The organism is Nocardioides pantholopis (assembly GCF_003710085.1).
GTDB classification, from domain to species: domain Bacteria; phylum Actinomycetota; class Actinomycetes; order Propionibacteriales; family Nocardioidaceae; genus Nocardioides; species Nocardioides pantholopis.
Map to the genome: position 1 here is coordinate 2,478,800 of NZ_CP033324.1, position 21,017 is coordinate 2,499,816.

At 72.0% G+C, this 21,017-nt stretch carries 24 protein-coding genes; 16 read left to right on the plus strand and 8 right to left on the minus strand.

From position 1 onward, the window contains the following. The first annotated feature begins 57 nt into the window (after positions 1-57). Entirely contained in the window at positions 58-981 is a 924-nt protein-coding gene (locus EBO35_RS11860; RefSeq protein ID WP_122817896.1) for an alpha/beta hydrolase family protein, read from the plus strand. Here the strand turns inward: EBO35_RS11860 and EBO35_RS11865 are convergent. Then, complete coding sequence (locus EBO35_RS11865) at positions 923-1,459, minus strand: hypothetical protein (protein ID WP_164477936.1); 537 nt, start codon at positions 1,457-1,459, stop codon at positions 923-925. The genes EBO35_RS11860 and EBO35_RS11865 overlap by 59 nt on opposite strands. A gap of 76 nt (positions 1,460-1,535) precedes the next feature. On the opposite strand from EBO35_RS11865, the gene EBO35_RS11870 reads away from it, so the two are divergent. From EBO35_RS11870 to EBO35_RS11895, 6 genes are all read left to right on the plus strand, one after another. Then, a complete protein-coding gene (locus EBO35_RS11870) occupies positions 1,536-2,423 on the plus strand; it encodes an alpha/beta hydrolase-fold protein (protein WP_241153667.1) in 888 nt (295 codons plus the stop codon). Then, positions 2,420-3,145: a lipoyl(octanoyl) transferase LipB gene (gene lipB, locus EBO35_RS11875; RefSeq protein ID WP_206422547.1), complete on the plus strand. Its 726-nt coding sequence runs from the start codon at positions 2,420-2,422 to the stop codon at positions 3,143-3,145. Before EBO35_RS11870 ends, lipB begins: the two co-directional genes overlap by 4 nt. A gap of 97 nt (positions 3,146-3,242) precedes the next feature. Then, on the plus strand, positions 3,243-4,181 hold the full coding sequence (locus EBO35_RS11880) for an ABC transporter ATP-binding protein (protein ID WP_122817898.1): 939 nt from the start codon (positions 3,243-3,245) through the stop codon (positions 4,179-4,181). Continuing rightward, positions 4,178-5,185: a hypothetical protein gene (locus tag EBO35_RS11885; RefSeq protein ID WP_122817899.1), complete on the plus strand. Its 1,008-nt coding sequence runs from the start codon at positions 4,178-4,180 to the stop codon at positions 5,183-5,185. Before EBO35_RS11880 ends, EBO35_RS11885 begins: the two co-directional genes overlap by 4 nt. A gap of 33 nt (positions 5,186-5,218) precedes the next feature. Beyond that, positions 5,219-6,160, plus strand: coding sequence for a lipoyl synthase (lipA, locus tag EBO35_RS11890; RefSeq protein ID WP_122817900.1), 942 nt, complete (start codon positions 5,219-5,221; stop codon positions 6,158-6,160). 44 nt (positions 6,161-6,204) lie between these two features. Continuing rightward, positions 6,205-6,954, plus strand: coding sequence for a DUF4191 domain-containing protein (locus EBO35_RS11895; RefSeq protein WP_122817901.1), 750 nt, complete (start codon positions 6,205-6,207; stop codon positions 6,952-6,954). Positions 6,955-7,067: 113 nt separating this feature from the next. On the opposite strand, the gene EBO35_RS11900 is transcribed toward EBO35_RS11895, so the two are convergent. Together EBO35_RS11900 and EBO35_RS11905 are read right to left on the minus strand one after the other, a co-directional pair. Next, the gene (locus EBO35_RS11900) at positions 7,068-7,988 is read right to left on the minus strand and encodes a DUF6612 family protein (protein WP_122817902.1); all 921 of its coding nucleotides are present in this window, start codon (positions 7,986-7,988) and stop codon (positions 7,068-7,070) included. Between the two features lie 59 nt (positions 7,989-8,047). After that, positions 8,048-8,464, minus strand: coding sequence for an RDD family protein (locus EBO35_RS11905; RefSeq protein WP_241153668.1), 417 nt, complete (start codon positions 8,462-8,464; stop codon positions 8,048-8,050). 185 nt (positions 8,465-8,649) lie between these two features. On the opposite strand from EBO35_RS11905, the gene glnA reads away from it, so the two are divergent. Then, a complete protein-coding gene (gene glnA / locus EBO35_RS11910) occupies positions 8,650-10,068 on the plus strand; it encodes a type I glutamate--ammonia ligase (RefSeq protein WP_122817903.1) in 1,419 nt (472 codons plus the stop codon). A 526-nt stretch (positions 10,069-10,594) separates the two neighbouring features. Here glnA and EBO35_RS11915 read toward each other — a convergent pair. Together EBO35_RS11915 and EBO35_RS11925 are read right to left on the minus strand one after the other, a co-directional pair. Further along, complete coding sequence (locus EBO35_RS11915) at positions 10,595-11,566, minus strand: pirin family protein (RefSeq protein WP_122819693.1); 972 nt, start codon at positions 11,564-11,566, stop codon at positions 10,595-10,597. A 219-nt stretch (positions 11,567-11,785) separates the two neighbouring features. Continuing rightward, complete coding sequence (locus EBO35_RS11925; protein ID WP_241153669.1) at positions 11,786-12,229, minus strand: GNAT family N-acetyltransferase; 444 nt, start codon at positions 12,227-12,229, stop codon at positions 11,786-11,788. A 226-nt stretch (positions 12,230-12,455) separates the two neighbouring features. Here EBO35_RS11925 and EBO35_RS11930 point away from each other — a divergent pair, with 226 nt between their 5' ends. Both EBO35_RS11930 and EBO35_RS11935 read left to right on the plus strand, forming a co-directional pair. After that, positions 12,456-13,436 carry an AAA family ATPase gene (locus EBO35_RS11930; RefSeq protein ID WP_122817904.1) on the plus strand — a complete coding sequence of 327 codons (981 nt, stop codon included), beginning with the start codon at positions 12,456-12,458 and terminating at the stop codon, positions 13,434-13,436. Next, positions 13,405-13,665, plus strand: a complete 261-nt coding sequence (locus EBO35_RS11935; protein WP_164477937.1) for a helix-turn-helix domain-containing protein — start codon at positions 13,405-13,407, stop codon at positions 13,663-13,665. Before EBO35_RS11930 ends, EBO35_RS11935 begins: the two co-directional genes overlap by 32 nt. Positions 13,666-13,831: 166 nt before the next feature. On the opposite strand, the gene EBO35_RS11940 is transcribed toward EBO35_RS11935, so the two are convergent. Both EBO35_RS11940 and EBO35_RS11945 read right to left on the minus strand, forming a co-directional pair. Beyond that, positions 13,832-14,485 (minus strand): response regulator, encoded by a 654-nt coding sequence (locus tag EBO35_RS11940; RefSeq protein WP_122817906.1) that lies wholly within the window; start codon positions 14,483-14,485, stop codon positions 13,832-13,834. Next, positions 14,470-15,723, minus strand: coding sequence for a sensor domain-containing protein (locus tag EBO35_RS11945; protein ID WP_122817907.1), 1,254 nt, complete (start codon positions 15,721-15,723; stop codon positions 14,470-14,472). The genes EBO35_RS11940 and EBO35_RS11945 overlap by 16 nt, the downstream gene beginning before the upstream one ends. A 107-nt stretch (positions 15,724-15,830) precedes the next feature. Between EBO35_RS11945 and EBO35_RS11950 the strand changes: the two genes are divergently transcribed. The 3 genes from EBO35_RS11950 to EBO35_RS11960 all read left to right on the plus strand — a co-directional run bounded on the left by EBO35_RS11950 (position 15,831) and on the right by EBO35_RS11960 (position 19,306). Further along, on the plus strand, positions 15,831-16,574 hold the full coding sequence (locus EBO35_RS11950) for an ABC transporter ATP-binding protein (protein ID WP_122817908.1): 744 nt from the start codon (positions 15,831-15,833) through the stop codon (positions 16,572-16,574). Positions 16,575-16,633: 59 nt separating this feature from the next. Next, complete coding sequence (locus EBO35_RS11955; protein WP_164477938.1) at positions 16,634-18,421, plus strand: FtsX-like permease family protein; 1,788 nt, start codon at positions 16,634-16,636, stop codon at positions 18,419-18,421. Positions 18,422-18,550: 129 nt separating this feature from the next. Beyond that, positions 18,551-19,306: a YqjF family protein gene (locus EBO35_RS11960; protein ID WP_122817910.1), complete on the plus strand. Its 756-nt coding sequence runs from the start codon at positions 18,551-18,553 to the stop codon at positions 19,304-19,306. Positions 19,307-19,329: 23 nt separating this feature from the next. Here EBO35_RS11960 and EBO35_RS11965 read toward each other — a convergent pair whose 3' ends face one another. Further along, the gene (locus tag EBO35_RS11965; protein ID WP_122817911.1) at positions 19,330-19,704 is read right to left on the minus strand and encodes a hypothetical protein; all 375 of its coding nucleotides are present in this window, start codon (positions 19,702-19,704) and stop codon (positions 19,330-19,332) included. 217 nt (positions 19,705-19,921) lie between these two features. On the opposite strand from EBO35_RS11965, the gene EBO35_RS11970 reads away from it, so the two are divergent. The 3 genes from EBO35_RS11970 to EBO35_RS11980 are packed head-to-tail and all read left to right on the plus strand — an operon-like array spanning position 19,922 to position 20,940. Beyond that, positions 19,922-20,296 (plus strand): nuclear transport factor 2 family protein, encoded by a 375-nt coding sequence (locus EBO35_RS11970; RefSeq protein WP_122817912.1) that lies wholly within the window; start codon positions 19,922-19,924, stop codon positions 20,294-20,296. 39 nt (positions 20,297-20,335) lie between these two features. Then, positions 20,336-20,647 carry a GNAT family N-acetyltransferase gene (locus EBO35_RS11975; protein WP_122817913.1) on the plus strand — a complete coding sequence of 104 codons (312 nt, stop codon included), beginning with the start codon at positions 20,336-20,338 and terminating at the stop codon, positions 20,645-20,647. Positions 20,648-20,649: 2 nt separating this feature from the next. After that, positions 20,650-20,940, plus strand: a complete 291-nt coding sequence (locus tag EBO35_RS11980) for a (4Fe-4S)-binding protein (protein WP_122817914.1) — start codon at positions 20,650-20,652, stop codon at positions 20,938-20,940. Positions 20,941-21,017: the final 77 nt, after the last annotated feature.

The window sequence follows — 21,017 nt, forward strand, 5'->3', positions numbered from 1 at the left end:
CGGTTGACCCGGGGGCCGGGCGGGTCCGCGTCCCGGGCGTGTGGGAGAACTGTCCCCATGTCGTCCGAGCCGTCCCCCGAGCCGTCCGCAGACCAGTCCTCCGGGGTCCTCACGATCCGCCGCTCCGACGGCAGCGCCTTCCAGGTCACGGTCCGGGTCGCTCAGCCGGGCGCCCCCGCGGTGCTCGTGGTGCCGGCGATGGGCCTGGGCTCGCGCTACTACCTGCGCCTGCTCGACGCGCTCGCCGAGGCCGGCTGCACCGGCGCGGTCACCGAGCTGCGCGGCCACGAGGAGGGTGGCCAGCCGGCCGGCCGCCCTCCTCGCGGTCGGGACTTCGGCTACGCGGAGCTCGTCGACGACCTCGACCTGGCCCTCGCGGCGCTGGCGGCGCACCTGCCGCAGGCGCCGCTGCACCTGCTCGGGCACAGCCTCGGCGGCCAGGTCGCGGCGCTGCTCGCCGCCCGGGCGCCCGAGCGGCTGGCGGGACTGGTCCTGGTCGCCGCCGGGACGCCGTACTGGCGGCACTGGTCGCCGCGGATGCTGGTGATGACCCAGACCGTCGGCGTGATCTCCCGGGTGCTCGGCCACTTCCCGGGCGAGCGGTTCCGCTTCGCCGGGCGGGAGGCCCGCACCCAGATGGTCGACTGGGCCCGGCTGGCCCGCACCGGCCGGTTCCTGTACGGCACGCCGCGCCGCGACCACGGCGCGGCCATGGCGAGCACCGCGCTGCCGGTGCTGGCGGTCTCGCTGGAGGGCGACTCCCTCGCGCCGCGTGGCTCGGTCGACGACCTCGCCGGCCGGTTCCCGCCGGCCTGCGTCGAGCGGGTCCACCTCGACCCGGAGGCGCAGGGGTTCCCGGAGGCCGACCACCTGCGCTGGGCCCGGCAGCCCGGGCTGGTGCTGCCGGTGCTGACCGGCTGGCTCACCCGAGCGGGCGCACCGACGCCACCCGCCACTCCCCCGCCACCACCCGCAGGTTGATCCGGCGGCGCGTGGGACGGTCGCTCGGCAGGTCCACCCGGACCCCGTCGCCCACCGCCTCCCCGCCGCCGACCCGGTCGGTCACGTCCAGCACCAGCCGGGTCGGCCCCTGCTCGACCACCGCCAGGTCCAGCAGCTGCGTTGCGAGACCGTCCACCCGCAGCCCGCGCGCCGACCAGCGCTCCAGCATCGCGGCGTCCCGGCGGCCGGCGACCGAGCCCGCGGCGTAGAGCCGGCCCAGGGCCCGGGCGTCCCCGTGCGCCCACGCGTCCGCGCGCCGCAGGTCCCAGGTGGCGAGCACCGTGCGGGCCTGGCGCTCGGCCCCGGAGTCGGCGACCGCGGCGGCGCGCGCCGACGCGGGTGGTACGGCGGGGACGGCTCGCTCGGCGTCTCGAAGCCCGGGCAGCAGCACGCCGGCGCCCACGGCGAGCGCCGTCGTGACGATGGCGGCCAGCAGGCCGGTCGCGGCTCGGTGCACGGTCCCTGCCTACCGCGATCCGCACCGCCGCGTCGGTACTCCTCCACAGGCACCCCGCCCCTGGCAGACTGAGCCCGTGCTGAGCCGGCGATCGGTCCTCGCAGGCGGGGCCGCCGCGGCCCTGGCCGGGCTGGCCGGGGCGGCCGGGGTCCACCAGGGCGTGCTGCCGGGCCGGCCGTGGGTCCAGGAGCGCCTGGGGCTCAACGGCGAGGACGGCGTCGTCCCCGACGTCGCCCCCGGCCCGGTGGAGCGCGGGTCGTTCGTCTCGCGGCGTCGCGGTCCGACCGGCTGGGCGGTGGTCCGGCCCGCCGGCGCCGCGGCGACCCCGGCGGTACTGCCGCTCGTGGTCGCCCTGCACGGGCTCGGCGCCGACCACGCCACGCTGCTCGGCCCGGCCTTCGGGCTCCCGGAGTTCCTCACCGACCACGTCGCCCGGGGCGGGGCACCGTTCGCGGTCGCGGCGGCCGACGGCGGGCGCAGCTACTGGCATCCCCGGCCCGACGGCGAGGACGCCGGCGCGATGGTGACCGAGGAGCTGCTCCCGCTGCTGGCCGAGCGTGGCCTGCCCACGGACCGGATCGGCCTGCTCGGCTGGTCGATGGGCGGGTACGGCGCGCTGCGCCTCGGCGGCCTGCTCGGCGCGGACCGGGTCGCGGGCATCGCCGCGGTCAGCCCGGCGCTGTGGACCGACCCCGACGACGCCTCCCCGGCCGGGTTCGCGGACGCGGCGGAGTACTCGGCGTACTCGGTGATGGACCGGCACCACGAGCTGGCCGACATCCCGGTCCGGCTGGACTGCGGCACCGGCGACCCGTTCCACCGCGCTGCCAAGGAGTACGCCGAGGGGTTCCCCGCCGACGCCGGGGTCAGGGCGGTCTTCGAGGCGGGCGGCCACGACACCGGCTACTGGCGCCGGATGCTGCCGGCCCAGCTCACCTTCCTCGGGCGTAGTCTCCAGACGTGAGTGAGCTGAGGTTCGACGAGGCCGGGCTGGGCGCCGACGCCATCGAGTACCTCGCCGCCTGGGAGCTGCAGCGCGACGTGCACGCCCGGGTCAGCGAGGGCACCCAGCCGGCCACGGTGCTGCTGCTGGAGCACCCGCCGGTCTTCACCGCCGGCAAGCGCACCGACCCCCACGAGCGCCCCGCCGACCCCGGGGGCGCCCCGGTCATCGACGTCGACCGCGGCGGCAAGATCACCTTCCACGGACCGGGCCAGCTGGTCGGCTACCCGATCGTCCGGCTCCCCGACCACGTCAAGGTCGTCGACTACGTGCGCCGCGTCGAGGAGGCGCTGATCGCGACCTGCGCGGACCTCGGCGTCGTCACCGCCCGGGTCCCCGGCCGCAGCGGCGTCTGGTTGCGGGCCGACGACCGCGGCCCGGAGCGCAAGATCGCTGCGATCGGGATCCGGGTCAGCCGGGGCGTGACCATGCACGGCTTCAGCCTCAACTGCGACGTCGACCTGGACTGGTACGCCCGCTTCGTGCCGTGCGGCATCGCCGACGCCGGGGTCACCTCGCTCTCGCGCGAGCTGGGCCGCGACGTGCCGGTCACCGAGGTGCTGCCCGCGGTCCGCCGGCACCTGAGCGACCTGCTGGCCTGGGCGCCGTACACGCCGACGCCCGACTACGAGCCGCGCCCCGAGCCCGGCCGGACCCCGCGCATCGAGCTGCTCACCCCCTGACTGGACCAGTCCCCCGCCAGAGCGCGTCTCGTGCCCCGGGCGGACGCCGGCTGGTTTGATCACGTCCGACCCTCCCCGGGCGGACGAGAGGCAGCGCGTGAGCAGTCTGGTGATCGAGACGCGCGGCCTGCGCAAGGAGTTCCGCAACCGCCGGGGCCGCCACGTCGCCGTCCAGGGTCTCGACCTGGCGGTGCCCGCCGGCGGGGTGCACGGCTTCCTGGGCCCCAACGGGTCGGGCAAGACCACGACGATCCGGATGCTGCTCGGCCTGGCCCGGGCCACCAGCGGGTCGATGCGGCTGCTCGGCGAGCCGGTCCCCGACCTGCTGCCGGCTGTCTCCGACCGGGTCGGCGCGGTCGTGGAGTCCCCGAAGTTCTCCCCCAACCTCACCGGCCGGCAGAACCTGCTGCTGCTCTCCCGCTCGATCGGCGTGCCCGACGCCCGGGTGGAGGCTGCTGTCGAGACGGTGGGGCTCTCCGGCCGCGAGGAGGACCGGTACAAGGGCTACAGCCTCGGCATGAAGCAGCGCCTGGCCATCGCCGCGACGCTGCTCAAGGAGCCGGAGCTGCTGATCCTCGACGAGCCGACCAACGGCCTGGACCCGGCCGGCATCCGCGAGATCCGCGACACGATCCGCGACCTCGGCGCCGCCGGGGTGACCGTGCTGCTGAGCTCGCACATCCTCGCGGAGGTCCAGCAGGTCTGCACGTCGGCGACGATCATCGGCAACGGCCGGCTGCTGGCGTCGGGGACCGTCGAGGAGCTGCTCGGCACCGGTACGGCGTACCGCGTGGCCGTGCCGGACCCCGCCGCCGCGGCCCGGGTCCTGGCCGCCGCCGGGCTGGCGGTCGCCCCCGAGCCCGGCGGGACGCTCCGCGTTGAGGCCGCGGACCCGGCGCAGATCACCCGGACGCTCGCGGAGGCAGGGATCTGGCTGACCGAGCTCGCCCACCTGCGCCCGGACCTGGAGACGTTCTTCCTCGACCTCACCGCCGCCGACGCGCTCGGCCGCGACGAGCTGGAGGCGGCCCGATGATCCGCCTGCTCCGCGTCGAGCTGACCCGGCTGCGCTGGCGGCGCGCCGTGGTGCTGCTGGTCCTGGCCGCCGTGGTGGTGCCGCTGCTGATCGCGGCGGTCACCGCGTGGGACACGCGACCCCTTTCCGAGGCCGACCTGGCGAGCGCCCAGCAGCAGCTCGAGCGCGACACCGAGACGGCGCGGGCCGAGGTCGAGGACTGCGTGGCGGCCCCGGAGGACTGGGGCATGTCTGCCGACGGCCCGGCGCTGCGGCAGGAGTGCGAGGAGATGATGCTCCCCCAGCTGGACTGGTACGCCGTCCGCCAGGAGCTCGACCTCCGCACCCAGCTCGACGAGACAGTGGTGGCGGTCGTGATGGTGGTTGCGCTGCTGATGATGCTGGTCGGCGCCACCTTCGCCGGCCACGACTGGACCAGCGGGTCGATGAGCAACCAGCTGCTCGTCCAGCCGCGGCGCGGCCGGGTCTGGGCCGCGAAGGCGATCGCGGTGACCGCGACCGCCGCGCTGGTCGGGGCGGTCGTGGGCGCGGCGTACTGGACCTTCCTGTACGGCCTGGCCAGGTGGCGCGACCTGCCCGTCTCCGGCGCGGTGGTGGGCGACGGCTACGAGCAGGTGCTGCGCGGTGCGGTCGTCGTCGCGGGCGCCGCGCTGGCCGGATACCTGCTCACGATGCTCTTTCGCAGCACGATCGCGACGCTCGGCGTCCTGATCGGCGTCGCCCTCCTCGGCGGCATGCTGATCGCCCTGCTCGGCATCCCCACCCCCGAGCAGTGGCAGCCGGGGGCCAACCTCGCAGCGATCGTGCGCAACGGCACTGAGGTGTACGTCGAGGTCCCCGAGTCCTGCTACTCCGGGAACCCCGGGACCGGGCCGGGGATCGCGCCCGGCTGCGACGACATCCGGGACCTCAGCGCGGCCCGCGGGTTGACGTACTACGGCGTGCTGGCGCTCGCCACGGCCGCCCTCTCGCTGGCCTCGTTCCGCCGGCGCGACGTGCCGTAGCGGGCCGTGGGTCACGGCGTACAGTTGCTTCACGTGACCCAGGCTCCCGCTCCCGAAGGCCGCAAGCTCCTCCGACTCGAGGTCCGCAACGCGGAGACGCCGATCGAGCGCAAGCCGGAGTGGATCAAGACCCGGGCCAAGATGGGCCCGGAGTACAAGGAGCTCATGGGGCTGGTGAAGTCCGAGGGACTCCACACCGTGTGCCAGGAAGCCGGCTGTCCCAACATCTTCGAGTGCTGGGAGGACCGCGAGGCCACCTTCCTCATCGGCGGCGACCAGTGCACGCGGCGCTGCGACTTCTGCCAGATCGACACCGGCAAGCCCCAGCCCCTCGACCGCGACGAGCCCCGCCGGGTCGCGGAGTCGGTGCAGAAGATGGAGCTGCGCTACGCCACCATCACCGGCGTCGCCCGCGACGACCTCCCCGACGGCGGCGCCTGGCTGTACGCCGAGACCGTCCGCGCCATCCACGAGCTCAACCCCGGCACCGGTGTCGAGAACCTGATCCCCGACTTCAACGGCAAGCCCGACCTGCTGACCGAGGTCTTCGAGTCCCGCCCCGAGGTCCTGGCCCACAACGTCGAGACAGTCCCGCGGATCTTCAAGCGGATCCGTCCGGCGTTCCGCTACGAGCGCTCCCTCGACGTCATCACCCAGGCCCGCGAGTTCGGCCTGGTCACGAAGTCCAACCTCATCCTCGGCATGGGCGAGACCCGCGAGGAGGTCACCCAGGCCCTCAAGGACCTGCACGCCGCCGGCTGCGAGCTGATCACGATCACCCAGTACCTGCGGCCCTCGGTGCGCCACCACCCCGTGGAGCGCTGGGTCAAGCCCGAGGAGTTCGTCGAGCTGCGCGACGAGGCCGACGAGATCGGCTTCTCCGGCGTGCTGTCCGGCCCCCTGGTCCGTTCGTCCTACCGCGCCGGACGGCTGTACCGTCAGGCCATGGACGCCCGTCAGGACGTCTCCGCCTGAGCCCGGACGGCTCGCGCCCGACCAGATAGGCAGCACGCACCGCGATGGCCAAGCAAGCCAAGCTCGACAAGAAGGCCGCCAAGGCGGCCCAGACCCCGGTGGACCCGGCGAAGATGTCGCGTCGTCGACAGCTCGTCGAGACCTACCGGATGACGAAGAAGACCGACCCGCGCATCGGGCTGTGGCTGCTCGGCGCGTTCCTGGTCTTCGGCGTCCTCGGCTTCGTGATCTTCAAGGTGCTGCCCGGGTCCGGCGTCATCGAGTGGATCCTCGCCGTGGTCGGCGGGCTGCTGTTCGGCACGCTCGCGGCGATGATCATCTTCGGGCGCCGCGCCCAGAACGCGGCGTACGGCCAGATGGAGGGCCAGCCGGGCGCCGCGGCCGCGGCGCTGCGGATGCTCAAGCGGGGCTGGATCACCGAGCCCGCGATCGCGTTCAACCGCCAGCAGGACGTCGTGCACCGAGTCGTCGGCCCGCCCGGCATCGTGCTGATCGGCGAGGGCAACCCGACCCGGGTCCGCCAGCTGCTGGCCTCCGAGCGCCGCAAGCACGAGCGGGTCGCCCGCGAGACGCCGGTCTTCGAGGTCGTGTGCGGCCGCGGCGAGGGCGAGGTCCCGCTGCCGAAGCTGGTGCGCCACGTCCAGAAGCTCGGCCGCAACATCAAGGGCGCCGAGCTCACCGACGTGCGGAACCGGCTCAAGGCCATGGACGCGAACCGCTCCGCCATCCCGCTGCCGAAGGGCCCGGTGCCGACCAGCATGAAGGGCATGCGCGGCAACATGCGGGGACGCTGACCCTCCCCCTCCCGGACACAGACACCGCGGAACCGCGGACACAGAGAAGGGGCCCGGCGAGCTGCTGCTCGCCGGGCCCCTTTCTCGTCCCCGGTCCGCGGGGCGGGGTGCGCTCAGGCGCCGCCGCCGGCCCCGCCCATCAGGTCGGCGAGCGACTGCTCGGTGACCTCGCCGGGGCCGGGCGCCTTGATGTCGACGTCGGTGCCCCACTCGTCGAAGCTCATCGACATCGAGCCGAGCGCGCCGCCCATGTCGTACTCCATGGCGCGGAACATGCCGTCCTCGTCGATGCGGATCTGGTACTCCATGCTCGGCGGCGCCTCCTGGAGCGCGAGGTCGAGCAGCTCCTTGTCCATCCCGCTCGCCTTCATCATCTCCTTGCTGTCGACGGAGACGGTGTAGGTGTCCATCTCCTCGCCGTCGACGTCCTCCGCGCCGTCGTACGTCGCGGCCGTGAGGCCCTTGGCGAAGGTGTCGATCTGGTCGCGCGGGTCCATCTGGCCGCCCATCGAGCCGAACGGGTTGTTCGGGTCGTTCAGGTCGATCTTGAGGAACTTGCCCTCGGCCACGCCGGGGATGGTCATGTACATGGTCTGTCCGACCATGCGCATCTCCATCTTCCCCTGGGCGCCCATCGACATCTCGACGTCCATCGCGGGCGGGGTCGTGGACAGGTCGACCTCGCCCTCGGCCTCGACGTTCTGGCCCTGGCTCTTCACGAGCATGGAGATCTCGGCCGTGGTGGCGCCCTCGAGCGCGGCGCTGTAGATCTCGACGAACTCGTCCTTGTCGAGCGGCTGCCCGGGCTCCAGGGCGGCGGTGGACTCCTCCGGACTCGGCTCGTCGGTCGGCTCCTCGGTGGGCTCCTCGACGCCGGACGGCTCGGAGTCCTCGCTGGACTTCGCGTTCTTGGCCAGGCTGGTCGAACCGCCCGAGGAGTCTCCGTCCTCGCCGCAGGCCGCCAGCGAGCCCAGGGCCAGGGGAATGAGGGCGGCGACGGCCGCGCTGCGGACGACGTGGGTGCGGCGGGACATGGGGAACGACCTTTCTGAGGGGATCTGGGGAGCGAACGCTGAGCGGGTCCTACCCATCATCAGCCCGTTCGACCCGTCAGGGCACGCCAGGTCTGGAGGTCTACGGTCGCGGAGCCCGCTGCCATGTCGTGCAGGCCGCGGCCGTCGGGGCGGAAGACGAGCGGAGGGATGACCAGGGCGATCAGCACCGAGCGCAGCAGCGCCTGGAGCAGTCCGATGGGCCGGGGGTCGCCGTCGACCCGGACGACCCGCAGGCGGGTGACCAGCTTGCCGAAGGAGCCGCCGGCCAGCGCGGTGAGCAGCGCCGACTCCACGACGTACACGCCGAGGACCGCGAACGGGGCGCTGGAGCCGGTCTCGAGGTACGCGTCGCGGCCGACCACGGCGATGACGACGAGGGTGGAGGCGACCCAGTCCACCATCAGGGCGAGGGCCCGACGGGCCCAGCTGGTCGTGGGAAGGGTCGGTTGGTTCACGCCTTCAGGCTAGGGCGAGGCACCATGGGAGGAGGGACCGGACCACCTGTTACATCCCCGAAACACAACGGGTACGGTCTGGAAACTGGCCGACGAGAGATTGGTCGGCATCGGCCGGAGCAGAGTCGCCCCGTGCCACCAGCTCCCACTCGAGACTGCGCGAACCCGGCAGTCAAGGAGGATGAATGTTCCAGAACAGCGACGAGCTGCTCAAGTACATCAAGGACGAGGGCGTCGAGATGATCGACGTCCGCTTCTGCGACCTGCCCGGCATCATGCAGCACTTCACCGTCCCGGTCTCCTCGTTCGACCAGTCGGTCTTCGATGACGGTCTCGGCTTCGACGGTTCCTCGATCCGCGGATTCCAGGCGATCAACGAGTCCGACATGTCGCTGTTCCCGGACCCGACGACGGCGTACCTCGACCCGTTCCGGACCAGCAAGACGCTCGTGGTGAACTTCTTCATCCACGACCCGATCACCGGCGAGGCCTACTCCCGCGACCCGCGCAACATCGCGCGCAAGGCGCTGGCCTACCTCGACACGACCGGCATCGCGGACACCGCGTTCTTCGCGCCCGAGGCGGAGTTCTACATCTTCGACTCGGTCCGCTACTCGACCGGCGTGAACGAGAGCTACTACCACATCGACTCGGTCGAGGGCTGGTGGAACTCCGGCAAGGAGGGCGACAACCTGGGCTACAAGACTCGCCTCAAGGGCGGGTACTTCCCGGTTGCGCCGTACGACCACTACACCGACCTGCGCGACGACATGGTCAAGCACCTCGAGGCCTCCGGCCTCCAGGTCGAGCGCGCCCACCACGAGGTCGGCACCGCCGGCCAGGCGGAGATCAACTACCGCTTCGACACGCTGCTCAAGGCAGCCGACGACGTGATGAAGTTCAAGTACATCATCAAGAACACCGCCTGGGAGGCCGGCAAGTCGGTCACCTTCATGCCGAAGCCGATCTTCGGCGACAACGGCTCGGGCATGCACGTGCACCAGTCGCTGTGGAAGAACGGCGAGCCGCTGTTCTACGACGAGACCGGCTACGGCGGGCTCTCGGACATGGCGCGCTGGTACATCGGCGGCATCCTCAAGCACGCGCCGTCGCTGCTGGCCTTCACCAACCCGACTGTGAACTCCTACCACCGCCTGGTGCCGGGCTTCGAGGCGCCGATCTCGCTGGTGTACTCCTCGCGCAACCGCTCCGCCTCGGTCCGGATCCCGATCACCGGGTCGAACCCGAAGGCCAAGCGCATCGAGACCCGGTTCCCCGACCCGTCGGCGAACCCGTACCTCGCGTTCTCGGCCCTGATGCTCGCCGGCGTGGACGGCATCAAGAACAAGATCGAGCCCGCCGCGCCGATTGACAAGGACATCTACGAGCTGCCGCCGGACGAGATGGCCGACATCGACCAGGTCCCCACGTCGCTCGGCGCCGTCCTCGACGCGCTCGAGGCCGACCACGAGTACCTGGTCCAGGGCAACGTCTTCACGCCCGACCTGATCGAGACCTGGATCGACTACAAGCGCACCCACGAGATCGCGCCCGTGCAGCTGCGGCCGCACCCGCACGAGTTCGAGCTGTACTACGACATCTGATCCTCGGTGGTCGAGCCGCCCGAGCCGCTAGGCGAGGGCGTGTCGAGACCCTGATCAGCAGAAACGCCGCCGAGCGACCCTGTGGTCGCTCGGCGGCGTTTGCCGTTGTTGGCCGCTCGTCAGTTACCAATCCGGTACAAGTTCGGGAGAGCCGTCGGCCGCCGCTCTCGGCCCTGGCGGTCTCGGCTCAACTCGATCGCCCAGATCATCGCCGTCGCAGTGCATGGGCCGGCAACCGACGCCGCGGAGCCTCGGCCAGCGTGCTACCAGATCGTTTCGGCCAACGCGATCGCTCCCGCGCGGTCGTCGGACTTAGGTGCCCCTAGACCAAACGTTCGTCAACGCCGCGGAGAAGGCTTGAGTACCCACGACGAAGCGCCACGCTCCCGTGGGCCACTCTCGAGGCTGACAAGAGTCCAGCGCAGGGCTCATCCTGACGACGCGTGAACGGTCGGCCCTCAATCGCGACTACGGGACTGCTGCGCGTCGAGATCGTCGGACGCGACGACGCCAGTGCCGAGGCGCTTCAGCGTCGGGGCTGAATCGTCGCCTTCGGGAGGACTGGCGCAGGCAGGGGGTCGCCGTCGTACCCGCTGACGACGCCGAACCGCCCAGCCGGGTCGGGCCCTCCGATGACCTCGGACTGCCACTCCTGACGGAAGGTGACGATCTCGTCGTGGCTACGGCCGACGAAGTTCCACCACATGACGATCTCCTCGCCCAGCGGCTCCCCGCCGATGAGCACCCCGCGTACGGCGGCGTGGCCCGCGCGGATGACGAGCTCTTCGGATCCCGGAGGGACGTAGCAGAGCTGTCCGACCCCGACCTCGATCCCGTTCAGCGCTGGCTCCCCCGTGTCGACGAGCAGACCGTGCTCGAAGGCCGGGTTCGCCGGGAGGCGGACCTCGCCGCCGGCAGGCAGGTCGATCTGCGCTGCTACTAGGGGACTGAACGTCGTCAGGGGGGCCGACTGTCCGAGGAGCTCACCGAGGAAGACGCGCACCGTGGCGGCACCGTGCGTGACCGGATGCGGCACCCAGTGCTCGAACAGCGGTTCCGTCCAGCGGTGTGCCTCAGGCAGAGCAACCCACAGCTGCACACCGCGCAGGCCTCGGGCGTCCTCGGTCGAGACCTCTGAGTGCTGGATGCCCCGCCCTGCGGTCATCAGGTTCACCTGGCCAGGAACGACGTAGGCCAGGTTGCCTAGGGAATCGCGGTGCTCGACCTTGCCGGCGTACAGCCAGCTGACGGTCTGCAGCCCGGTGTGCGGATGCGGACGTGTGTCCATGGTCCGCGCTGTGGATGCCGGTGTCGGACCGAAGGAGTCCGCGAAGCACCAGGCGCCGATGAGGCTGCGCGCGCGTTGCGGCAGCGTGCGCCGGACCAGCAACGCTCGCTGACCGCCCAACGGAACCTCACGCGGCTCGAGTAGCTCAGGACCAACGCCAGGCTCGGTCACGCTCACCGCTTCCTCAGGGTGCTGCTCGACGTTGCTCACGCTGACCTCTCCGTTCTCGTCGACGTCGAGCCGGAACCCGGCTCCTGGCTTCTGGGGTGGCCGAGGAACCCGCCGCGCGAAGACCGCACCGAGACGATCGGGATCGGCTGCCGCGAGCTCGGGGATGTACCCGCCGGCTCTCCGGAGACATCCGACTCGACATCTCCAAGCACCTCGGTCACGTAGTCAGCGATGACTGATCGCATCGATCCGCCTCCTTCATGCTCCACCTCGTGCAGCCCGTGTGACGAGGGCGAAGTCCGCGGGGGTCGGCCGGCGGAACACGCCGCCTCGAGCGGTGAACTCACTGCCATGGCCCTCCAGGTGCCGGGCGAACACTGGACACAACGGTACGACGGTGAGTTTCCTGCGGATGCTGTCGTCGAGCGCCTCGCGGACCAGCAACCCCGCCAGACCCCGCCCACCGAAGTCCTCGTCCACCTCGGTATGGAAGAAGATCCGCTCGTGGCCTGGCCCAGGAGGATCGACGAAGTCGGCTCGGCCAACGGTTGATCCATCGTCGAGGCTCACTGTGTACGAACCGATGGGGCTGCCGATCTCGAGCTCGACCTTCACGGTCGCACCGGACTTGTCCGTCAGCGTCTTGCTCATGTGGTCGTCCTGTCTCAGGTTCTCTTCGCGCATGTCAGCCGGGGTGGCCATGGTGGTTCCTCTCATCTCCACGAGCCAGGTCCGGCTGGTCCGGTGCGGTCCCGCGCAGGCTGGTGGCGTGCCACCAGACTGGCGTTGAGCGGCCTGCCTTCGCGTCGGCGGAATCCCCGATGTCCTCGCCGACCATTCCGTCGTCAGGACCGGTCGGGTCTGGCAGGGTCGGGTTCGCATCGGTGAGACCCACCTAACTCGCCGCCAACCCAGAGAAGAGCGAACGCTGAGCCACCTCCTAGGCCGCCGCGCGGAGCGCGAGTCGATCGACCAGCTGCTCACGCAGGCACGAGCCGGGCGCTGCGGCGCTCTGGTGGTGCGGGGGGAAGCCGGCATCGGCAAGACGGCCCTCGTGGAGCAGGCCTGCGACACAGCGGCCTCGTCGGGCTTCCGGGTCGAGTCCGCGGTGGGGGTGGCGGCCGAGTCGCTGTTCGCGTTCGCGGGCCTGCACCAGCTGTGCGGTCCGCTTCTGAGTCGCCTCGATGCGCTGCCCGATCCGCAGCAGGCCGCCCTGGGCGTCGCCTTCGGGTCGCGATCCGGTCCCCCGCCCGATCGCTTCCTGGTCGGGTTGGCGACCCTCAGCTTGCTGGCCGAGGTCGCCGAGGAGCGGCCGCTGTTGTGTCTCGTCGACGATGCGCAATGGCTGGACGAAGCGTCCGCCAAGGTCCTGGCATTCGTGGCGCGACGGTTGTCGGCCGAGCGGGTTGCGCTGCTGTTCGCGCTGCGCGACTCCGGCGAAGCCGACAACTCCCCGTTCCCCGGGTTGCCCGAGCTGCGCCTCGAAGGGCTCGGCGAGGCCGATGCGCAGGGGCTGCTGGCTGCCGCCGTGCCCACGCGGCTCGATGACGCCGTACGGGACCGGATCGTCGCCGAGGCGCGCGGCAACCCCCTGGCCCTGCTCGAGCTGCCCCGCAGCACGCGAGCCGTGCACCTGGCCGGCGGGTTCGAGCCGCCCGACGCGCTGAGCGTCCCTCGCCGGGTCGAGGACGGCTTCCGACGCCGCTCCGCGAGCCTCCCCGCCGAGACCCAGCTGTTGCTGCTGGTCGCCGCAGCAGATGACCGGCGAGACCGCCCGCGCACACCTCGTCTACGGCGAGTGGCTACGCCGCGAGGGCCGTCGCCAAGACGCCCGGGAACAACTACGCACCGCCCACCAGCAACTGTCGGACATAGGTATGGAGGCGTTCGCCGAGCGCGCCGCCCGTGAGCTGCGCGCCACGGGTGAGCATCCCCGCAAGCGGACCGCCCAGCCGACCGACGGCCTCACCGCCCAAGAGCTGCACATCGCGCGACTGGTGGCCACCGGAGCGACCACCCGGGAGGTCGCTGCGCAACTGTTCCTGAGCCCCCGCACGATCGAGGCACACCTCCGCAGCATCTTCCGCAAGCTGGGCATCACCTCCCGCCGACAGCTCAGGGAGCTGCCGCCTTCCTGACAAGACAGGCAGACCACCCGAATTCGAGATCCCGGGACCTGCGAAGCTGGGGACTGCTGCACGGGTGACAGGTTGACGTGCCCCATGGATCGGGATCGTGCACGTCCCCTCTGACCTGCAGAGCCGTGCTCCCCCGCACCCGCACCGGCGGCCGCCGAGGCGCCGCCTACCCGCGCAGGTAGGCCAGCACCGCGGACACCCGGCGGTCGGAGCCGGCGTCGAGGCGCAGCTTGATGAAGATGTTGCCGACGTGCTTGCGCACGGCAGCCTCGCTGACGACGAGCTCCTGGGCGATGGACCCGTTGGTGCGGCCCTCGGCCATCAGCGCCAGCACCTCACGCTCGCGCTCGGTCAGGCGGGCGAGCGGGCCGTCGTCGCGGCGCCGGCCGAGCAGTTGCCGCACCACCTGCGGGTCGACCACCGTCTCGCCGGCAGCGACCCGGTCGAGGCTCTCAAGGAACTCGCGCACGTGCCCCACCCGGTCCTTGAGGAGGTAGCCGACCCCTCCGTGCGGCGCCGAGTCGAGGAGCTCCGGCACGTACGCCTCGGCGACGTACGCCGAGAGCACCATGACCGCGATCCCGGGATGTTCAGCACGGATGCGGGCGGCGGCGCGCAGCCCCTCGTCGGTGTGGGTGGGCGGCATCCGGATGTCGGTCACGACGACGTCGGGCAGCTCGCGGGCGACGTAGGCCAGCAGCGCCTCGGCATCCGAGACCGCCGCGACGACCTCGTGCCCTGCGCGCTCGAGAATGCCGACCAGCCCCTCGCGCAGCAGCGCGGCGTCCTCGGCCAGCACGACGCTCAGTTGCCTGCGCACGGCGCCTCCATCCGCACCTCGGTCGGCCCGCCGGTCGGGCTCGTCACCCGCAGGTCGCCGCCCAGGGCGTCGAGGCGTACGGCGAGGCCCGCCAGGCCGCTGCCGCTCGCGCGGTCGACGACCGCGCCACCTTGCCCGTCGTCGACGACCGCCAGGATGAAGCTGCCGGCACGCCGCCAGCCGTGCACCTGCGCGCGCCGGGCCCCGGAGTGCCGGGCGACGTTGGTGAGTGCCTCGCTGACGACGAAGTACGCCGCCGTCTCCACCGGCGCGGGCAGGCGCTCGTCGAGCCGGATCTCCACCGTCACCGGCACGAGGGAGCGGTCGGCGATCTCGTGCACCGCCGCGGCGAGCCCGTGGTCGGCAAGCACCCGTGGGTGGATGCCGCGCACCGTGGTGCGCAGCTCCTCGAGCGCCTCCTCGGCCTGGCGGTGCGCCTGTCGCACCAAGTTCAGGCCGGGGCCCTCGGGCACGTCGAGCTCCGCGCTGCCGAGTGTCATCGTCAGCGCCACGAGCCGCTGCTGCACGCCGTCGTGCAGGTCGCGCTCGATACGGCGCCGTTCGGTCTCGAACGCGTCGACCAGGTCGACGCGCGATCGACGCAGGTCGGCCACCGCCTGGGCCAGCTCGGCGTCGCGGGGGCTGAGCAGCTGGCGCGCGAGCGCTGCCTGGGCGACCGCGAGCACGCCCACGACGTACGCCGCCAGCGGGAGCGCCGGGACTGCGATCGCTGCGGCGAGCCATGCCTCGGGTCCCGGCTCGACCTCCCAGCCGAGCATCACGAACGTGTCGACGGTGGCGAGCAACGGGGCGAGGATCAGCGTCACGGACACGAAGACGGCCAGCACGACCAGGGCGTCGAGCGGCCACAGCACGACCGCGACCAGGAACGCGTATCCCACCTCCGGCCACGAGACCGGCAGTCGCCGGCCGGCACGGAGCCGCTCGCGCAGCGACATCCCGGACGCCGGTGCGCCCTGCACGAGCCGGAGCCGGGCCCGCTCGAGGACGCCCAGGACCCCAGCCAGCACGGGGATCCCGGCCAGCACGACCAGTCCGACGACCACGACGGCCGTGAGGGCCCCGACGAAGAGGATGCCCAGCAGGACGACCAGCATGACGATGCCGATCGGGACCGTCGTGAGGAGGTAGGCGAGCGCGCCCCACGGCCACCGGGACCCCAGGTAGCGCCAGGGGTGCGCGCGCAGGGCCGCCCACGCGTCCGGCGTCCGGGTCATGCCCCGACCCTAGGGGGCGACGAGACCACGCGGGGTAGCGTGCGCGCTACCCCAGGTGTCGCGCACAGGCCAGCGCTCCGAGGCGGGATCCGCCGTGGGATGGGGACATGACCACGACCCAGCTCGACACCGTCGCCGTCGCGCTCGACGGCATCACCCGCACCTACAAGTCCCGGGCCGGTGAGGTCCATGCGCTGCGCGGCGTCACCCACGCCTTCGCGCGCGGCAGCTTCACCGCGATCATGGGTCCCTCGGGCTCCGGCAAGTCGACGCTGCTGCAGGTCGCGGCCGGCCTCGACCGGCCCACGCGCGGCGAGGTGGTGGTCGGCGGCCGCCCGATCGGCCGGCTCGGCCAGACAGCGCTCACGAAACTGCGGCGTACGGCGATGGGCTTCGTCTTCCAGTCCTACAACCTGCTCGACGCACTCACGGCGTACGACAACGTCGCCCTGCCGTCCCGGCTCGCGGGCCGGCGGGTCGAGCGCACCGCGGTGCTCGCAGCCCTCTCCCAGGTCGGACTCGACGGCCTGGCCAAGCGCCGCCCCCCGGAGCTCTCGGGCGGACAGCAGCAACGCGTCGCGATCGCCCGGGCGCTGCACAGCAGCCCCGACGTCCTGTTCGCGGACGAGCCGACCGGAGCACTCGACCGGAGCTCCGGGCGCCAGGTGCTCGAACTGCTCCGCGCGGCCTCCAACCAGGAGGGCCAGACCGTCGTCATGGTCACCCACGACCCGCTGGCCGCTTCGTACGCGCACACCGCGCTCTTCCTCGCCGACGGCCTCGTGGTCGGCCGGCTCGATCGCGCCGACGCCACCGGCATCGCCGCCTTCATGAGCGAGCTCGAACGATGATGCTGTCGCTGAGTCGGCAGACCGTCCGACAGTCTTGGCCGCTGTACCTCGGAGCCTTCGTGGCCCTCTCGTGTGGTGTGGTCCTGATCGCGGTGGCCACGACCCTGGTCGGCGCCGTGGACGTCAGCACCCGCCGCGAGGGTCTGAGCGCCGCCGAGCGCCTGCAGCTCGAGGACCTCGCGGCGATGGTCGGGATCATGTCCGGCGTCGCGCTCTTCATGGCCGTCTTCGTCGTGTCGAGCACGTTCGGATTCGTGATCGCTGCGCGGCAGCGCGAGCTCGGCCTGCTCCGCCTGGTCGGCGCCACGCCCCGGCAGGTCCGCCGGCTGGTGCTGGGCGAGTCGGCGGTGGTGGCAGTGGTCGCCACGGCCGCGGGGTTGGTGCTCGCGGTGCCGGCCACCTGGGCCCTCCTCGAGCTGCTCGAGGCCAAGGGGCTCCTCACCGTCGAGCTGACGATGCCGCCACCGTGGGTCGCCTGGACGGTGTGCACCGGTGGGGGCGTCGGTGTCGCGCTGCTCGGCTCCTGGCGGGCGTCGAAGCGCGCCGCCAGGGTCGCCCCTGTCGCGGCACTGCGCGAGGCCGGTCTCGAGCGGCGCCGCCCGTCCGTCGCCCAGATCGTCATCGGCACGCTCTGCCTGGCGGGACCGGCCTCCATCTTCGTGCTCGCGGACGAGATCAGTCCGCTCGTCGCGATGATCGTGGGGATCCTGGTGCCCGAGCTGGTCGTGGTCGGCCTGGTCTGCTTCGGACGCCTGCTCTTCCCGTGGCTCGGAGGGCTGATGGCCCGGCCCTTCGCCCGGCGCGACGTCGCCGCTCGGCTCGCTCGGGACCACGTGCACACCGGCGCCCGCACGCCTGCGGCCCTCGGCGCTCCGATCCTGGCGATCGCCGCGATCGCGGGCTCGATGATCGTCACGCTCAGCTTCGCCGCCGACTGGTCCACCGCGCTCGACCGCGAGCACCTGCAGGTGCCGGCGGTCGTCGAGACCAACGGCGACCGCGACGTCGCAGGCCGGCTGACCTCGGACCCGGATGTCCGGCTCGCCGATCCGCGCCGGGTCATCGGCGAGCACGAGGTGATCGACGTCCATCTCGTCGAGCAGACCCGGGGGCTCACCGCTGTCCGCGGCAGCCTCGACGACCTCGGGGACGACCGCGTCGCGGTGACGGAGACCTACGCCTCGGACTCCGGGGCGGGGCTCGGAGAGCAGGTCCGCTTCCGCGTGGACGGAGAGCCGGTGCGGGCGCGGGTCGCCGCAGTCGTCCGCGACGCGCCGGACCTCTTCGCGGAGGTCCTGGTGCCACCCGCCCTGGGCGGTGCCCGAGCCGACCGGGTGGTGCCCGACGTGGTCTTCGTCGACCCCGGGTCCGCCGATCTGGACGCCCTCCTCGCCGACACCTCGGCGACGGTGCTCAGCAAGGACGCGTGGATCGCGCAGACCGACGCAGAGACTCGGGCCGGCAACCAGCTCGGACTGTGGGTGCTGCTCGGACCGGCGGGCCTCTACGCCGGTATCGCCATCGTCAACTCGGTGCTGGTCGGCGTCTCGCAGCGTCGGCGCCAGCTGCGCACCGTCGCGCTGCTCGGCGCGACCGACGACCAGCTGCGCCGGATGGCGACCTGGGAGGCGGGCTTCGTGAGTGCGGCGGCACTGCTGCTCGGCGGTCTGGTCACGGGGTTCGTGGGCGCGCTCATCCGGTACGCGATCACGCGCGACCTGGCCGACGTCCCCATGACGATGCCGTGGCTCCCGCTCACCGCGATCGTCGCGACGTGCCTCGGCCTGGCCGTCGTCGCCGCGCTGGCGGGGGCGCGTCTGGCAGCGAGATCTCCGGGAAGCGGCTGACGAAGAGCACGTAGGTGCACAGCACCGACTAACGTGACACAGACCGCACCCGTCGGCCGGGCCCGACCAGCTGCCACGGAACTGCCCCCGCACCACCCGACGCTGACGCCGTCGAGAAGGAGTCGCGCCATGGTCAGTCCCACGGCCGAACACCACGTCTCGGCTCCCCTGTTGCGGGCGTCGTGGGACACGCTGACGTTCGTCCACTGGCGCGTCGCGCCGGAGCGGGTCCAGGCGCTGCTTCCTTCCGGACTGGAGGTCGACGTGTACGACGGCTCAGCGTGGGTGGGCCTGACCCCGTTCGTGATGGGCAACATGCGTCCTCTGGGCCTTCCCGATCTCCCCGGTGGCCTCCGCGTCCCGGGGTCGAGGAGACTCCCCCGCCTGGCCGACGTGTCGAGCACTCCGGAGACCAACCTCAGGACGTACGTGCGGGGACCCGACGGGCGTGATGGCTTGTGGTTCCTGACCATCGACGCCGGCAGTGCTGCGCTCGCGGCCGCCATCAGAGCGGCGGTCGGGGCGCCGTACCACCGCGCGACGATGTCGGTCGAGCACGACGGGCGCGCGGTCACCTACGTCGGCTCGAGGAGAGGCTCACGCGAGGGCTACCGGCTCGAGATCGAGCCAGGAGAGGCCATCGTGCCCTCGGAGCTCGACATCTGGGTCACCAGTCGTTGGCGCGCCTACACCCGTCACCTCGGCCGCCTCCTGGTCACGCCCGTCGAGCACGAGCCCTGGCCGCTGCGACAGGCGGCCGTGCGATCACTGGACCAGAACCTCACCGACTCCGTCGGTCTGCCCGGCCTGGGCGAGCCAGCACTCGTGCACTACTCCGACGGAGTCCGGAAGGTGCGGCTGGGCCGACCTGCTGTCGTGGCTTGAACCCGTGACGGCGGGCCGCTCGCTCACCCGACGGCCACCACGAAGACCACCTCGTCCGGCTCGGACAGGTCGGTGCCGAGCACGGTGACCCGGTGGGTGCCCGGCGCGACGCCCATCGCGTCGTACTCGCGGCCGTGGACGTCGCGCACGCTCAGCTGGCCCTCGGACTCCACCTCGAAGTCGCCGAGATGGTCGAGCTGGGGGCCGTCCACGACGGCGACCTCGGTCGACGGGACGATCTGTACCTGGACGGGCCCCTCGGTGGTGGCGCGCAGGCCGACCGCGAGACAGTCGTGCGTCGCGGCGACGTTCGCGTCACCGAACGAGCCGGGCGGTGTGAAGTCCTCCCGTCCGACGAGCAGGACGACCGGATAGCTGGGACGGATCTGGGGACTCACCGAGGCAGGATCGCAGGGAGCACCGACAGTCCCGCGCCCGGTGCCCGGCGGCGGACATCACCTCCCCGCCGGCAGCTCAGAGCGCTGCCGCTGCCCTGATCAGGGCCCGGTTAGGCAATTCTCCCTGACGCGAGCGCAGGGCCCACTGCGCGAGTCTGAGGACGTCGCAGCTTCGCCTCACGGAAGCCCCGCGGCACCTATCGCCCAGGGAGCACCCATGTCCGAGAGTCCCCCCGTCGCCGGCCCGATCGAGCCGCTCGTCGCCGCCCACCTCGACGCATGGAACGCACCGGCAGGGCCCGGGCGAGACCAGGCGGTCGAGCGGATCTATGCAGCAGACGTCTCCATCGCAGAACCGAGCGGCGTGCTTCAAGGACACGACGGCATGGGACATGCCATCTCCCGCCTGCAGGCCCAGCTGCCCGGCACCTCGATCACACGTTCCGACCCGATCCAGGTCGTGCAGGACCTGGTGACCTACCGCTGGACCCTTGGCCCTCCGGGACGGTCGCCGAACGCCGCGGGCCGTGACGTGCTGATCGTCCGCGACGGCCGGATCGCCAGCGTGTACGTCGTCATGGACACGCCGTGACTGGCCTGCCAGCACGAACAACAACGAGGAGGACCACCGATGCCAGAGATCGACGTCGCCAATGACCCCCGGCGCAAGCGCTACGAAGCACGCCTCGCCGGTGAGGTCGCCGGGTTCACGGAGTACATGCTCACCGACGAGCTGATCGTCTTCACCCACACCGAGGTCTCCCCCCGCTTCGAGGGACACGGCGTCGGATCCGCTATCGCACGATTCGCCCTCGACGACGTGCGCGCCGCCGGGGAGCGCAAGGTGCTGCCGGTGTGTCCCTTCATCAAGGGCTGGATCCGGCGCCACCGCGAGTACGAACCAATCGTGTACGGCGTACCCGCAACGACCACGGGAGACTGACGATGGTGCGCAAGATCTACACGGGTCCCGTCATCGACGTGTCCTTCGACGGCGAGATCTGTCAGCACGCCGCCGAGTGTGTGCGTGGCATGCCCGCCGTCTTCGACCCTGGCCGACGCCCCTGGATCGATCCCGGGCAGGCCGACACCGAGGCAGCCGCCGAGATGCTGCGCGCCGTCATCGCGCGATGCCCCTCCGGCGCGCTGAGTGTGGTCGAGCATGACCGGACCGACGAGGCCGTGCCCTCGAGCTCCGCCCCTGCCGAGTCCAGCAGGCGTTCCGAGCGGGGGTGAGCCGGGGACGCCGTGGGTCGCGTGCCCGGGTGCCGGTGCGGGCGCCCTGATGCACGGCGCCCGCCGGGCCTCGGCGA

Coding starts and splice junctions, on each gene's coding strand:
- EBO35_RS11945 (WP_122817907.1), bottom strand. CDS start 15,723: ATGACCCGGACGCCGGACGCGTGGGCGGCCCTGCGCGCGCACCCCTGG.
- EBO35_RS11950 (WP_122817908.1), top strand. CDS start 15,831: ATGACCACGACCCAGCTCGACACCGTCGCCGTCGCGCTCGACGGCATC.
- glnA (WP_122817903.1), top strand. CDS start 8,650: ATGTTCCAGAACAGCGACGAGCTGCTCAAGTACATCAAGGACGAGGGC.
- EBO35_RS11980 (WP_122817914.1), top strand. CDS start 20,650: ATGGTGCGCAAGATCTACACGGGTCCCGTCATCGACGTGTCCTTCGAC.
- EBO35_RS11935 (WP_164477937.1), top strand. CDS start 13,405: ATGGAGGCGTTCGCCGAGCGCGCCGCCCGTGAGCTGCGCGCCACGGGT.
- EBO35_RS11975 (WP_122817913.1), top strand. CDS start 20,336: ATGCCAGAGATCGACGTCGCCAATGACCCCCGGCGCAAGCGCTACGAA.
- EBO35_RS11860 (WP_122817896.1), top strand. CDS start 58: ATGTCGTCCGAGCCGTCCCCCGAGCCGTCCGCAGACCAGTCCTCCGGG.
- EBO35_RS11895 (WP_122817901.1), top strand. CDS start 6,205: ATGGCCAAGCAAGCCAAGCTCGACAAGAAGGCCGCCAAGGCGGCCCAG.
- EBO35_RS11885 (WP_122817899.1), top strand. CDS start 4,178: ATGATCCGCCTGCTCCGCGTCGAGCTGACCCGGCTGCGCTGGCGGCGC.
- EBO35_RS11960 (WP_122817910.1), top strand. CDS start 18,551: ATGGTCAGTCCCACGGCCGAACACCACGTCTCGGCTCCCCTGTTGCGG.
- EBO35_RS11900 (WP_122817902.1), bottom strand. CDS start 7,988: ATGTCCCGCCGCACCCACGTCGTCCGCAGCGCGGCCGTCGCCGCCCTC.
- EBO35_RS11970 (WP_122817912.1), top strand. CDS start 19,922: ATGTCCGAGAGTCCCCCCGTCGCCGGCCCGATCGAGCCGCTCGTCGCC.
- EBO35_RS11925 (WP_241153669.1), bottom strand. CDS start 12,229: ATGGCCACCCCGGCTGACATGCGCGAAGAGAACCTGAGACAGGACGAC.